Origin of the sequence: Sulfurimonas sp. (genome assembly GCF_047622445.1) — a bacterium.
GTDB lineage: Bacteria > Campylobacterota > Campylobacteria > Campylobacterales > Sulfurimonadaceae > Sulfurimonas.
Window position 1 is genome coordinate 38376 of sequence record NZ_JBLHOE010000015.1, and the last position, 14651, is coordinate 53026.

14 protein-coding genes are annotated in these 14651 nt (G+C 33.1%); 8 read left to right on the forward strand and 6 right to left on the reverse strand.

Annotated elements, in window-relative coordinates; translation table 11 throughout:
* The first annotated feature begins 87 nt into the window (after positions 1 to 87).
* Positions 88 to 1116, forward strand: a complete 1029-nt coding sequence (locus tag ACI9TV_RS05165; RefSeq protein WP_415249699.1) for a CNNM domain-containing protein — start codon at positions 88 to 90, stop codon at positions 1114 to 1116.
* Between the two features lie 386 nt (positions 1117 to 1502).
* On the forward strand, positions 1503 to 3293 hold the full coding sequence (locus tag ACI9TV_RS05170; protein ID WP_415249700.1) for a BCCT family transporter: 1791 nt from the start codon (positions 1503 to 1505) through the stop codon (positions 3291 to 3293).
* A gap of 8 nt (positions 3294 to 3301) precedes the next feature.
* On the opposite strand, the gene ACI9TV_RS05175 is transcribed toward ACI9TV_RS05170, so the two are convergent.
* Positions 3302 to 4522 carry a hypothetical protein gene (locus ACI9TV_RS05175; RefSeq protein WP_415249701.1) on the reverse strand — a complete coding sequence of 407 codons (1221 nt, stop codon included), beginning with the start codon at positions 4520 to 4522 and terminating at the stop codon, positions 3302 to 3304.
* Between the two features lie 160 nt (positions 4523 to 4682).
* Complete coding sequence (locus ACI9TV_RS05180) at positions 4683 to 5783, reverse strand: diguanylate cyclase (protein WP_415249702.1); 1101 nt, start codon at positions 5781 to 5783, stop codon at positions 4683 to 4685.
* A gap of 287 nt (positions 5784 to 6070) precedes the next feature.
* Here ACI9TV_RS05180 and ACI9TV_RS05185 point away from each other — a divergent pair, with 287 nt between their 5' ends.
* Both ACI9TV_RS05185 and ACI9TV_RS05190 read left to right on the forward strand, forming a co-directional pair.
* Complete coding sequence (locus ACI9TV_RS05185; RefSeq protein WP_415249703.1) at positions 6071 to 6232, forward strand: hypothetical protein; 162 nt, start codon at positions 6071 to 6073, stop codon at positions 6230 to 6232.
* Positions 6198 to 6704, forward strand: a complete 507-nt coding sequence (locus ACI9TV_RS05190; RefSeq protein WP_415249704.1) for a hypothetical protein — start codon at positions 6198 to 6200, stop codon at positions 6702 to 6704. The genes ACI9TV_RS05185 and ACI9TV_RS05190 overlap by 35 nt, the downstream gene beginning before the upstream one ends.
* Before the next feature lie 59 nt (positions 6705 to 6763).
* Here ACI9TV_RS05190 and ACI9TV_RS05195 read toward each other — a convergent pair whose 3' ends face one another.
* The 3 genes from ACI9TV_RS05195 to ACI9TV_RS05205 form a co-directional block, all read right to left on the reverse strand.
* Positions 6764 to 7699, reverse strand: a complete 936-nt coding sequence (locus ACI9TV_RS05195; RefSeq protein WP_415249705.1) for a DUF302 domain-containing protein — start codon at positions 7697 to 7699, stop codon at positions 6764 to 6766.
* A 90-nt stretch (positions 7700 to 7789) separates the two neighbouring features.
* A complete protein-coding gene (locus ACI9TV_RS05200; RefSeq protein ID WP_415249706.1) occupies positions 7790 to 9490 on the reverse strand; it encodes a protein adenylyltransferase SelO in 1701 nt (566 codons plus the stop codon).
* Positions 9491 to 9576: 86 nt separating this feature from the next.
* On the reverse strand, positions 9577 to 9912 hold the full coding sequence (locus ACI9TV_RS05205) for a hypothetical protein (protein ID WP_415249707.1): 336 nt from the start codon (positions 9910 to 9912) through the stop codon (positions 9577 to 9579).
* Between the two features lie 230 nt (positions 9913 to 10142).
* Between ACI9TV_RS05205 and ACI9TV_RS05210 the strand changes: the two genes are divergently transcribed.
* The 4 genes from ACI9TV_RS05210 to ACI9TV_RS05225 all read left to right on the forward strand — a co-directional run bounded on the left by ACI9TV_RS05210 (position 10143) and on the right by ACI9TV_RS05225 (position 13461).
* A complete protein-coding gene (locus ACI9TV_RS05210; protein WP_415249708.1) occupies positions 10143 to 10271 on the forward strand; it encodes a hypothetical protein in 129 nt (42 codons plus the stop codon).
* A gap of 30 nt (positions 10272 to 10301) precedes the next feature.
* Positions 10302 to 11396, forward strand: a complete 1095-nt coding sequence (hisC, locus tag ACI9TV_RS05215) for a histidinol-phosphate transaminase (protein WP_415249709.1) — start codon at positions 10302 to 10304, stop codon at positions 11394 to 11396.
* A 75-nt stretch (positions 11397 to 11471) separates the two neighbouring features.
* A complete protein-coding gene (locus tag ACI9TV_RS05220; protein ID WP_415249710.1) occupies positions 11472 to 12152 on the forward strand; it encodes a response regulator transcription factor in 681 nt (226 codons plus the stop codon).
* Complete coding sequence (locus ACI9TV_RS05225) at positions 12142 to 13461, forward strand: ATP-binding protein (protein ID WP_415249711.1); 1320 nt, start codon at positions 12142 to 12144, stop codon at positions 13459 to 13461. Before ACI9TV_RS05220 ends, ACI9TV_RS05225 begins: the two co-directional genes overlap by 11 nt.
* Here the strand turns inward: ACI9TV_RS05225 and ccoG are convergent.
* Positions 13454 to 14651: cytochrome c oxidase accessory protein CcoG (ccoG, locus tag ACI9TV_RS05230; protein ID WP_415249712.1), on the reverse strand; the 1198-nt coding region annotated here is incomplete at its 5' end. The two genes, ACI9TV_RS05225 and ccoG, sit on opposite strands and share 8 nt — an antisense overlap.

Consider the following 14651-nt stretch of genomic DNA (forward strand, 5'->3'; position numbering starts at 1 on the left):
TAAATAGTTATAAGTCACTTTGGATATTTATCTATATATTGGTAAAATGTATGAATATATAAATTATTTATATACAAAAGAGGTCAAATGTTACTAATTCTTTATTTTTTTATTGCTGTTGGTATCTCTTTTTTATGTTCAATACTTGAATCAGTTTTGCTATCTTTAACTCCAGCATATATTGCATCTATAAAAAATACCAAACCTAAAACTGCTACTTTATTAAAAAATCAAAAAAAAGATATAGAGAAATCTATAGGTGCGATTCTTACTTTAAATACATTTGCTCACACATTAGGTGCAGCTGGTGTTGGTGCTGAAGCTGTTAAAATATTTGGTGAAGAGTATATGTTTTATATATCTGCTTTTTTAACTCTACTCATTTTAATATTTTCCGAGATTATTCCTAAAACTATTGGGGCGTATTATTGGAAAGATTTGAGTGGTATAAGTGCTAGATTAATCAATGTACTTATTATAATAACCTACCCTTTGCTTACTATTATGAAACATATCACAACACTAATCTCTCCTAAAGATAGTTCTTTTAAAAATATATCTAAAGAGGAACTTGAAGCGACAGTTTCACTAGGTGAAGAAGCAGGACTTTTAAAAGAGAATGACTCCCTAATTATTGAAAATATATTAGCCCTTAACAAGATTAAAGTAAAAGATATTCATACACCAAGAAGTGTAATGTTTTGCCTAAGTAAAGAGAACCTTGAAAAAAGCTTTGATAAAAATAGTGATGTTATATTGAATTTATCAAAACTAAAAGAATACTCAAGAGTTCCAATTTATGAGGAAAATATTGATAATATAGTTGGAATAATTTTCTCTAAAGAATATTTTTACGAATATACTAAAGAGAATAGAAAAGTACAAAATAAGCTTATTAAACCAGTATTTAAAATAAATGAAAATATACCTGTATCAAAGTTATTAGATATGTTTATTACAAAAAAAGAACATATGTTTATAGTCGTTGATAATTACGATCAAACCGAGGGTATTGTTACCTTAGAAGATGCGATTGAAACACTATTGGGTAAAGAGATAGTAGATGAATTTGATAAAAACATAGATATGAGAGAATTAGCAAAAAATAAAAAATAACTATCCAGAATCAAACTATTTTATACTAACACAAGAGACTTCCAAGCAAGACGAGCAAAAATCCGCCATTTTATATGCTAAACAGGCAGATTGAACTGCCTATATACTGCCACTCTTTTAATCGTTCTTCTTAGCCTGAAATACTATAAAACCATCTATGAACACTTACTTTATAATCAAATAAACATTTGCAATTATGATGTATATTAGTAAATAAAGCTATATCTCTCTTTCTTCAGTTTCAATGGAATTTGTAGGAACTAGTAGAAAATTTCCATCATGAGCATGATATCTGTCTTTTATAATGCTCCCAACTAAAATTTCGCTTGTGTTCTTATCAATTCTCTGTTAGAATGAAGACATTAGCTACAGTTTAAGGAAAACAAATGGACGGATTAAGTAAAGAAGAGATGGTTTCCAAAAGAAGTTTACTCCAAAAGATAAAAAAAGCTGAACAAGAAGCAAGAAAAAAGGCTATAAAAAATCGTGACCGTTTTTTTGGACTTCAAATTTTGCCTACGGTTTCTATCTATGACGATCACGACAAACATGTTACTGGCGAAAATAACTGGAAAAAATATGGTTTGGACATACACCCACAAGTAACCTTCTTTTCTGTAGCTATCCTCATGACTTTTATTGTCTTAACTATGATGTATCAAACAGAATCAAAAGAATTTTTTTCTTCATTACTTAGTACTATTACACGTGGCGCAGGTTGGTTTTTTATTTTAGTGGCAAATCTTTATGTGATAGCTGCACTCTATTTTGCTTTTGGCCGTTTTGGTAATATTCGTATTGGTGGGAAGAACGCCATGCCAGAATTTTCTACCCCGGCATGGTTTGCTATGTTGTTAAGTGCAGGTATGGGAATTGGGCTAATGTTTTGGAGTGTGGGTGAACCCATGTTTCATTACGCTTCTCCTTCTCCCATGTTTTCTTCTGTTTTGGCACAGACCCCTGAGTCTGCACAGGCAGCATTAACTGTAACCTTTTTTCATTGGGGATTGCACCCTTGGGCAATTTATGCTTTGGTCGGACTAGGACTTGCTTTTTTTACTTACAACCGAGGACTTCCTTTGACTATCCGCTCTATTTTTTATCCTATTCTCGGAAACAAAATTTATGGCTTTTGGGGTAATCTTATTGATACCCTTTCTGTACTTGCAACCATGATAGGTATTGCAACTTCCCTAGGATTGGGTGTCAAGCAAATTAATGCAGGTCTTAATTTCCTTTTTGATATAACGATAAGTACAGAAATTCAAGTGATGCTTATTGCGATAATTACAGCTATTGCGACCGTGTCTGTCTTTACCGGACTTGATCGAGGAGTAAAATACTTAAGTTCAGCCAATATGTATCTTGCAGCAATTTTTATGGCTTTTGTTATTATCATTGGACCTACCTCTTATATTTTAGGTGCATTTACACAAAGTTTGGGCTTTTATATTACAGAGTTGCCTGAAATGAGTTTCTGGACAGAAACTTTTAAAGGGACGGATTGGCAACAAAGTTGGACTATATTTTACTGGGCATGGTGGATTTCTTGGTCTCCTTTTGTAGGGATGTTTATTGCACGTATTTCTAAAGGACGTACTGTAAAAGAGTTTATATTTGGCGTTATTTTGATTCCTACACTTCTTTCTTTTCTTTGGATGTCAGTTTTTGGTTCTGCTGCACTGTATGCGCAAATGCATGATGGAGTAAACCTTGTTGTGGCAGTGAAAGAAGATGTTTCTACAGGGATGTTTGTATTTTTGAAAAGTTATCCCTTTGCTGAAGTCTCTTCTTTTATCGCGATTATTCTTGTAGCAGTCTTTTTTGTAACTTCTTCGGATTCTGGTTCATTGGTTATTGACCATTTAACTTCAGGGGGTAAACTTACTTCGCCAACAGCACAAAGAATTTTTTGGGCCATACTAGAAGGTGTTATAGCCGCTGTTTTACTTTTAGGCGGGGGTCTGAGTACCTTACAGTCAGTTGCTATCTCTACAGCACTTCCTTTTGCTATTGTCATATTGTTTATTATTTATGCCCTATATGTAGGTTTTTCTGAAGAGCAGTATATTGAAGATTCAGTGAGTGATCGTATTGAAGAGGTTGAACAAGAGCACTTCATAGAAGAGATTATTGGAAATACTGTGATAGACGAATCCTTAGAAGTAAATACCTAAGGAATAGACTAAAAGTAGTATCCAATATTAAGATTTAATCGGTAATTCCAATGGTCATTTCCATTGGCACCAAAATCGCCTACACCCTTATAAACATTTGTATAGTCATCGCCTAGATCACCCACAAATAAGTTACCATTAGAATAAGCTAAATCGGTATAGATATACCAGTTCCCTCGTGACCAAGCTGATCCTAAAACGAATAAATCAGAATTGTTTTGTGCCCCGTCTTTTTTGATTATGGAACTGTATTCAATATAAGGTAGCATATAATCAAGCCAACTTAAACCGGGAGTTTGTATTTTATAATTCAAAGAGATCGAGGATATCCAAGCTTTACTTGCAATAGGCCAGGTAAAATCAAAACCACCTGCAGGAATGAGACCGTCAGTATTGAGTAAGTTTTGTTTATCAATATCCATATCATACCATGTGAGTTGGGTTTGTAGTGTAAAATTATTCCAAAAATTCTGCATATGTCCAGAAAGTGCTAAGCGTGTAGCATCGTTAGCTTGGGTGCCTTCTAGACCTCCATAAAGAAAAGAAAGACCTAGCTTTGTATGCGTAAAGTCATAGATTGCTCTGAAGTTCAATTGATGCTTTTCTTCCCAACCATTTAGGTCAGAAGCAGAGATTGTCCCATCATTTTGAATACTGCTTTCCCATAAGGCTATATCATATCCATATCTAGCTCCTTGATTCGAAGAACCAATGCCATTTGTTCCGCCATTATAAAAATAAGCAAAATCAAGTGTAAGATTCCCAAAAGAGGAGGTATATTTAATCCCTAAGTCCATGTCATCACTTAAGCCTACATAATAGTGCTGATCAAAAAACCAGCTATTGGATATACCATAATCTCCAGGACCAAAAGGTACACGGGTAATACCTACTTCAAGCTGATTACCCTTTTCAAATTTATAACCTAACCAGGCTGTATGGATAAAGCTATAGCCATTATACCAACGGTATTCAAATTTTCCAATATAGGAACCCTCTTCAATATCAATGTTGATACGAACAGTATCTAGCTCAACATCACCCCACTTGGCGCCTCTGTCTGCACCCGAATAAGCTGATGAAGAAAGAACATAGTCCCCTATCACATAATTGGCTCTTAAGGCTCCACCTATTTTGAATGGACCTACTTTTATTCCATCATAAGAAGAGTCAGAAAATAAAGGTAGAGTTAAAACGAATAGGGTTAAGGCAAGGTAAGCTTTTAGCATGATAAATCCTTTGTAAAAAAGTAAAAGTAATTGATTTTACCATTAATTTCTATCACAACTGTAGTATTACTGTATATAAACAAAATTTGGCTTGACAGGAACCTTGGAGCAAGCCAAATGAAAACCTTAGAATCTAACATCTTTTGTACTAAAGAGATTGTTATACCCATTCAGTTCTGTTACGACCATTTTCCTTTGCAAGGTAAAGTGCATCATCAGCACTTGCAGTTGCCTTTTCTAATCCTATTTTATAGTTTTCTAATTGATACACTCCAACACTCATTGATAGCGAGATATCAGTATTAGGAATTACAATAGCTCTCGTAGCTACATGTAGTTTTTCTATCACTACTTCTACTTGTTCTTTTGTATCTCCTGAGAACAGCACCATAAATTCTTCTCCACCAATTCGCCCAACTATATCTATTTTACGAAGATTGTCTTTTAAGCACTTTGCAAAAGATATTAAAACTTGATCTCCTGCTTGGTGACCATAGGTGTCGTTTATACATTTAAAGAGATCTAAGTCTATCATTAATAGGGTAAGTGAGTTACTAGTACGTCCGCTTCGTTCAAACTCTAAATTAGCAAGATTCATTGTATGACGGCGATTACTCAAGCCAGTTAAAGAATCAGTATTCGCCAATACACGTAACTGTTCTTCTAATTTTTGACGCTGTTTATTTTCTTCTTCTAATTCTCTATTAATTTGTACAAGTTTTTCAGATTTGGAAGCGAGTTCACTTTGCTGTTGCATAATCTTCTTTTGAAGTGCATTCTCTTTCTCAAGCTTACGACGAATAGTTAGTTCTTCTTCTAATTTAACATTTGCCTCTTCGAGCTTTTCTTGAACTTCTTTTCGTTCTGTAATGTCCCGACCTACACCGATGAGGCCTCTAAACTTTTCATCTTTTTGATAAAAAGGCACCTTAAACACCTCGTAGAAATGGATTTTATCAAATTCATCTCGTGCTCGTTCTGTAGATTTAGTTACACCACGAGCCTTTACTGCTTGTTTGTCACTTTCCATACACGATTCCGCAAACTCTGCTGGCAACAACTGATCTTCTGTTTTACCCATATAGTTATCTGGATCAATTCCATAAAGGTTAAGGATAACTGGATTACCATAAATCCAACGTAAATCATCATCTTTCATAAAGACTGGATCTGGAATAGAATCCAGTAGTCCTGTAAATTGTTCAATCTTATGCTTTAGTTTTTCATTTTCTTCTAAAAGAGTCTCAATAGTATTTGACATTAAAATTTCCTTTTTACATACAAAAGATTGTAACAATAATTTATTCTAATATTAATATCGACTAATAAGAAGACACCTATAAAATATTTACTTAAAACTTAAAATATGTTTGTGTTTGCATACTCTACTACTAAAGTAGCGGTATGGCTACAGAAAACTATTCTTTAGATCTTATAAAATAATCTTATAAATATATCATATATTGGGGTAACAGAATATGAAATAACTAATATTTATTTTTTAACTACTACCTAACTTGAGAAAACAACATACATAAAAAAATTATTATGAAAAAGATAAGTGAAATTCAGAGTATATTAGCTACTACTTTACTATTATTTATGCCAATTTATCAGATTCTTGGACAGAAGTTAAAAAACTCTGTAAAATACATAAATTATATTGGAGAAGCAGATGAGCAAGATAAATACAGAAGTGGACGAGAATAGAGAACGCAATCTTAACATTGAGGGATTTGGTATAGTAAAAAAGTATCAACACACTTTAATTATATTTATACCTACCGCACTTTTAGCATACCTTACGTACTTGTTCTCAACTGGAGACACTCCAACTTTAGGAGATAGTGTTGCTTTGATATTGTCAACTATGATAATATTTGGAACAACCAGCTTCTTTCTCAAAGATTATTATTGGAAGCTATTTATGAAAAATGACAAGATAGCAAGACAGTACAGCGGGCAAGTAAAAGAGTGGTCTTCATTCTATGAAACAGAGGAAATGAATGTTATATGTAACAAGCTAAATCAAGAAGACCAAGATAAGCTTGAGAGCTATTCTATTTCGCTTGATAATGCCAAAAATGCATTGTCACTCATGAGGTTTTCAACGAATACTACCATCCCTTTGGCATTTTTGATGATTCTGCAATTCTACAATCTATTACTTATTGTACAATAGTACCCATTGATTAGAAGAACTTCACTTCCTCTGTTTTCCCATAACGAGGACTTGAGAATTTACTTATTCGTTTTTGTCACATCTTTTAAGATAGCTTCATAAATTCTTTGTGTTTCTAGCAAACCATCCACTGCTACTTTATCTTCTATATTTGCACTACTTATCCAGTTGTATATTGAGGCAAAGCCCATTACTATCTTTTTTTCATTTTTTTTCTTGTATATCATTGTTGTGCATGGGCCTAGCACTGGTACTTCAGGATTTACTTTTATTACAACTCTTAGTACATCCATCTTACATATCGCATATGTTACATAAAAATCATAAGGAGAGTCTTTACCCAAACCCTCTGCAAGATCAAAGTAACTTGGCATCGCAAAACCTGCCTTAGTAAATTTTTCTTCAAAGTTTTCTTCTAGTTCTTCTCTAACATCTTCAAAATCAGCATCTTTGAAATCAAGTGTGTATTTTGTTAAAAATTCTCTTGGTTGCGCTTTACTCTCATCATTATAAGTATGTATAGCCGTTGGGAAAAGAGTTGTTATCACTTTTAAAATAGCCACTTCTAAAGTTTGTAACTCTTGGGGCTTTACTCCAATAACTTTAGCTTGCATATCTGCTCTTACAACGACTATATGTAAATCATCTTCACCAATATGCTGATAAACCACCATCCCCATTGGTACTAAAACTCCAGCATCTGAGTGTTTATTAAGAAGTTTTAGTGTTATATCCTTATGATAAAAAGATATATTGTTGTATATTTTAAAATTATCCTCTTTATAAATATGCAGTAATTCAGCTTGAATATTGGCATTTTCGCCAATGAGAAAACCATTTGACTTCAAAGCATCTTCAATCATTTTAGGGCGTATATTTGCATCTTTATTGTCTACTGTATATATATGAAAATTTCCATTTTTTACTTCAGAAGACTCAAAACCTCCCGCAATAAGTATCCCTACCATTGTGAACAATACAACTATTGCTTTCATAAAATATCCTTATATAACATCAGTTCACTTTGTTTTAATGTAGATATCTTACCACGATACTTACAAATATAAAAGACTTTCTCCTTAAAATTACGACGAGCAGCTAATATGGGATATACCAGCAACCTTAAAGAATTGTGATGGCTTCAGAGTATAGTATTTTTTTTCTACATCTTTGGACTGCTCATCGTATGGATTTGTCATGACTTCCTGCATCTCCTTAATGAGAGAATACTCTCCCTCAGTAGCTTGCTGATATGCAGGTACAAGGAACCACTCTCGTAAACTGTATTTTGGGTTGACAAGTTTCATCTTCTTAGAGAGTTCCTCTACATTCAAACCGCTAATGCTTGATTTCCATTCCTCCAACCACAGAGACCAACTCTTGATAAGTTCTTCATCAAGCATCATGTCCTTATAGAAACTTTTTCTCAGTGGAGTAATGTCCTCAGGAATACAAGATAACTCACGAAAGAAGATAGTGTAGTCGACAGAAGTTGCTATCATTAGCTTTACAAGTTCATTAAATAGCGTCGCATTAAAGTTTTGTAGACCTAGTTTAGAAGTCCACATCTCAATCATTTTAACTTGCATGACATTAGAGAAATCGTCTTGTAGCTTTTGGAGTTGTTGTAGCTCGTTTTCATGTGATTCAAGTAAGAGTTGCAGTGCTTTACAAAACATATTAAAATTACGCTCGGCAGCTTGAGGTTGGTTAAGAAATGAGAAGTGTTTTCCACCACCCGTCCACGGCTGATAAGAAGGGTCGAACATATCTACAAATCCGAATGGACCGTAATCAAGTGTATAGCCTCCTGCTGCACAGTTATCACCATTAAAATTTCCTTGGCAGTAACCAACACGAATCCAATTTGCCACAAGTGATGTGAGGCGACTGCGGAACTCACCGGCAAGTAAAACCACTTTTTCAGCCGTAGTTAAATTTGTATCAATAACCTCACTGTACTCACGATGGATTAAGTGCAAGACAATCATCTCGAGCTCCTCCATCGCTTTGGGGTGCTCATTTTTACGCGCACGACGACCAAAAAGTTCGATTTGACCCACTCTAAGAAACGAAGGTGCGACTCGTGTCGAGATAGCGACAGCTTCTTCTATCATTACTTCAGGGTCTTTAGAGTATGAACCATCTCGAAACCATGGTCGCTGAACCTTCTCAGTTTTTGATGTATACAAACTCAAAGAGCGTGATGTTGGCACTCCAAGCGCATGCATATGCTCCTGTGCTAAAAATTCACGGATACTCGAACGCAAAACTGCACGACCGTCAGCTCCCCGGCAGTATGGTGTCCTACCACCACCTTTAAGTTGCATTTCCCAACGTTTTCCATTTATAACAGCTTCAAGGATAGAAACTGCTCGACCGTCACCGTACCCATTACCAGTTTGGAAGGGGCACTGCTGGTAGTATTCAGTTCCGTAGATAGAAAGAGCATATCCTGTCGCCCAACCTATACGACGCATCGGCTCTGGTACCTGACTCATATCGCCAGAGAACATACGAACGAAATCGGCCGATTCTGCCAAAGTATCAGAAAAGCCTAGTTCGCTAAAAAAGTTCTTACTGTGCGCAATGTACTGTGGGTCTTTAATTGGCGTTGGATTCACAGGGACATAGTGTCCGGTGAAGACTTCTCGAGGAGAATGATCAACTCCATTTGCTTTGGCTTCAGGATCACAGTTAAGAGTATCCATTAGTGAGTAGTTTGCCAATTTTGCTAGATCACTAAGCGTTCCTACAGTCCCAGAGGTTTGTTCTATTACTTTCATATATCTTCCTTATTTTAGAAACGTACGCGACAGAGGCAAAACCAAAGATAAAAACAATACTTTAACATTGCTTGAGAGCTTACAATTTAAGAACAGCCACAGCCAGTACCACAGTTCTCATCATTAGCCGTATCAGTAGATTCAAGAGTCCAGTCATCAGTAGATTCACAACCAACATCACAACTGACACCCGTACTACAACCAGAGACAGAAGTAGCATTTATAGCCACTCTAATTACAAAGGTATTATTTTCAGCTATTTCAGAATAAAAAGTATGTTGACTACAAAATTCTTCATTCATAAATTCGGCTACAATATTTGCATAATTATATGCATCCTGCTGAGTTTGGAATGAATTATTGTTTGAGTATTCACTTTTTTTAAAACATCCACATTCTTGTTCCATTTGTACTGTATACATAAAGTGCTTCCTTTTGATTATTAAATTATGGAAGTATAGTTAGTATAAGCGAAATAAACATAGCTTTAAAAAAAGTAATTATTGTTTATAAAAATTTCTTTACTTTAGTTTAAAATCAATACTCTGAGATGATTAAATTTTTTATTTTTACGAAGCCACTAAATGAACACCATTTGTAGATATACTCCTCTTCTCTAAGGTATAAAACCTAAAACTAAAAAAGGATACTTATGAAATACTTACTTAAAACTTGGGATATGTTTCTATTTGTGTTTGCATATTCTACTACTAAACATTGCGATAAACTAAAGTGGAATGAGCATGATGATTTTCTTAGAGGAAATCACACAAAGAAATAAAAATAAAACTTTATCAAAAAAGGATAAAGGTTGAAATTTAACAAAAAACTAGAAAGTATGAACACATATGAAACTGCTAAACCTATTGAGCTGGTTGTAAGAGAGTTTGGTATTGAATCAAAAGATATAATGAAGTTAGCTTCAAATGAAAATCCTTATGGGTGTTCACCAAAAGTTCAAAAATCTATTGTAAATATTATTTCTTGTATGGCTCTTTATCCTGATGATTCTATGATAAAACTCAAAATCGCTCTTAGTAATAGATTTGAAATTGAAGTAGAAAATATAATTATAGGCTCTGGAAGTGATCAGGTTATAGAGTTTATAATGCATTCTAAAGCCAATGCAAATTCTAAAATTCTAATAAACAGTGTAACATTTGCAATGTATGAAATTTATGCAAAACATGTAGGTGCAGAGGTTATCAAAACAACTTCGATAGAACATAACTTAGAGGAATTTTATACTCTTTATCAAGATCAAAATCCAGACATTATTTTCTTATGTACACCAAATAACCCTACAGGGGATGCACTAGGTTCAATGGAGCTTTTCTCATTTTTAGACAAAATAGATAGCGATACTTTAGTTGTTATAGATGGCGCGTATATGGAGTATGCTCAAGCTAAAGATAATTCTAAAAAAGTAGACCCTAAACTAATAGTTTCAAAGTATGAAAATGTAATTTACCTTGGAACATTTTCCAAGGCCTACGGTCTTGGTGGAATGCGTGTAGGTTACGGGGTAGCAAATGAAAATATTATAAAAGAATTATATAAATTACGTCCACCTTTTAATATCACAACACTTTCATTAGAAGCGGCTAGTGTAGCACTTGAAGATGAAGAATTTGTACATAAGACTAGCTCCCTTAATTTCCAAGAGATGGATCGCTATGAAGACTTTGCTTTAAAACAAAAAATAAACATAACAAATAGCTATACAAATTTTGTGACTTTTCATTTAAATCAAAATCAAAATTCATCTAAAATTTCCTATCAACTTTTATCTAAAGGGATAATTGTGAGAGACTTACATAGTTACGATATGAATGCCATAAGAGTTACAGTTGGTACAAATAAACAAAATAGCAAATTTTTTCTAGCTTTTAAAAAGTTACTATAAAATGCAAAAGTAATAGCACATAATTATGCTGATTTGTGCACATTTTAGTATCTTTCATTTAGGTTATAATACTTGATGGAAAAATCATTAAACAGTAGTCTAGCAATACTATATGTTGAAGACGACAGTATCGCTCGTGAGAATGGAGTTGAGTATTTAGAAAACTACTTTCATAATATTTATGAAGCACCAGATGCTATCAGTGCTCTCAAACTATACGAAAAACATAAGCCCGATATTATTATTACTGATATACAAATGCCTAAATTAAATGGTCTCGAGTTTATTAAAAAAATAAGACACAAAGATAAAAAAACTCAAGTAATTATAATAACTGCATTTAGTGATACTAAGTATCTTTTAGAAGCTATTGAACTAAAATTAATTAAGTATCTTATAAAACCTGTTAAAGAAAAAGATTTTGATGATGCATTGAATTTATGTGTACAAAGTATTCATGAAGAATCTTCTAATATTGTAGACCTCTCAAGTAGTACATATTTTGATATATATAATCAAACTTTAGTGAGGGATGAGCAAATAGTAAAGCTAAGAACGAAAGAACTAGAGCTCTTTACACTTTTATTAAAAAATAAAAACAGATATGTTACATACAATGAGATAGAGAATCTCATTTGGCAAGACAGTGTGATGACAAAGGATGCATTAAAAACACTCATTAAAAATCTTAAATTCAAACTACCTAAAGATCTCATTTCCAATCTCACTGGAACCGGATATAAACTTGCACTTTGAAGCTAATGAAATACTAGCATACGGTATTATTTTTGGTATTTTGATGATGAGTATTTTTTATAGCTTTATTAGGTATATATATTCTAAAGAAATCATCTATATTTGTTATTGTTTTATGCAAGTATTTTCTCTATCTTATATTGCTACCTATAGTACTATTTTTGACATACCACATTATATTCAAGATTTTTCTTTAATTTTGGCAACAGCAAGTGCTGTTTTATTCGCAATAGCCTTTTATGAAGGGAAATTTACTCCCGATATTACCAATTATAAAGAGTTCATTATTAACACCCTACTCTTATACATAGTAATCCTTACAGTATTTTATCACTATATACTTTTTGAATATCTACCATATACTGTAGTTTTTGCAATACTTTTTAGTTCTGTAATATTTAATTTAAAAAGAGGGAAGTATCCTACTATTGTCTATGTTGTTGGATGGGCACTACTGTGTTTCTTTCTTTTTGTGTTTGACATGAAAGAGTACTTTATCCAAAATGGCTATATGGATATAGTTTTAATGGGATTTGCTGTTGAAGCGGTGCTATTTACAACATCCATATCTTACAAGTACGTTCTTTTAAAAAATGAAGCTACAGATTATCAAAACATGCTTTTACAGCAATCAAAAATGGCAAAAAGTGGTGAAATGATAGGAAATATTACACATCAATTTAGACAGCCTTTAAACAATATATCTTACATCTTAATAAATATGAAAAAGAAGTATGAAAATGGTAAGATGGATAGTGAGTACTTCAATAAAAAATTTAACTCAGCAGAAGAGCAGCTACAGTTTCTCTCAAAGACTATAGATGATTTTAAAGAGTTTTATGTTCCCTCTAAACAAAAAGAAGACTTTATAGTTAAAGAAGCCATTGAAAATAGTATTACTATTTTAAGCTCCGACCTCAAACAAAAAGATATTGACTTTGAACTTAAATTCAATACATATGAGGAGATGAAAGTACACGGCATTAAAAATGAGCTCGCTCAGGTTGTTCTCGCACTCATTTCAAATGCTTCAGAAGCATTACATAACGTAGAGAACCCTTGGATAAAAATAGAAGTGAATGCATCAAGTGCTGAGTGTATTATAAAGATAAGTGACAATGCTAAGGGTATTAAAGATAAAAATATTGAAAAGATATTTGAACCATACTTTTCAACAAAAGATAGTGGAACAGGAATAGGTTTATACTTAGTAAAGATGATAATCGAAAAAAGTTTTGAAGGAAGAATCGAAGTTAAAAATAAAATAGAGGGTGCGGAATTTACCCTCTATTTAGAGAAAGCTATTTAATTAGTTCGTTCCTTGGATAGATAAAAGCTACATCTCGGGTAATTTTCACTTTAGCGTCTTCTCTTGCAAAAATAGTAAGTTGTAATTTTAGTACTGTGTCTTTTCTCTCAGATAAGTTGAGATTTTCTTTGCTTTGTATGATTAAGACTTTTTTTGCCTTTTTATCAGCGTCTAATGTAACAGGATTAAATTTCTTAATTTCAAAGTTTTCATTACCACTAATCTTTACATCATAAGTATACGCTCTGTCTTGTGTGTTATGTATAGCCATTACATAACCGTTGTTTACAAGGCCATTTTTATCAATTCTGTAAAGTTGAGTTGTTTTGTTTACATTAACCAATAAGTACTCTTTTTCTGAGATAAAAACAGCTGCTAAAATAAACGAACCAAGTATAGTAGCAAAGTAGACACTATTTCTTGGAGAAAAAAGTGATGTTTTAATTTGATGTATAACTGTATTACTGCTTCCCCAGCTAATGAGTGACTCTTTATCAAGTTTACCCATCACAGTTGCACAAGCATCAGAACACTCTAAACAGTTGATACACTCTAACTGTAAACCTTTTCGTATGTCGATATGTGTCGGACATACTGTAACACAAGCTTCACATGTTGTGCACTCTTCGTTTTGTGACCACTCACTGACATTAAATATAGATTTTGCCTTATTTTCATAAATCACTCCACCTCTATTTGTATTGTAAATGACATGTTTAGTATCATCATCATAGAGTACATTTTGTGTTCTTGAGTAAGGACAAACATAAGTACAAAAATTCTCTTTTAAAAATATCATGTCATAAATTAAAAATAAAGCTGTAGAGAGAACAAATGAGATTAAAAAGAGATGCTCCATAGGCTCTTGTATGTAAACAAAAAAGTCTTCTGGAGGAACAAAGTACCAGATAAAATTCGATGAAATAATTATAGAGATAATTGACCACAAGACTATAGCAACAACTGTTTTTAGAAAGTTACTTGTTTTAGAGTAGTCAACCTCTTTTTGTTTGTTTTTCATTCTTCTTAAATCTAAAAGTGTTCCTTCTATAAGATCTCTGTATATAACTCTAAAAATAGTCTGAGGACATGCCCATCCACACCAAAATCTTCCAAGTATAGCAGTAATTGTAAAAACACTGACAAACAAAATTATAAGTAAAAATGGCATTACATAAAGTTCGGTTACA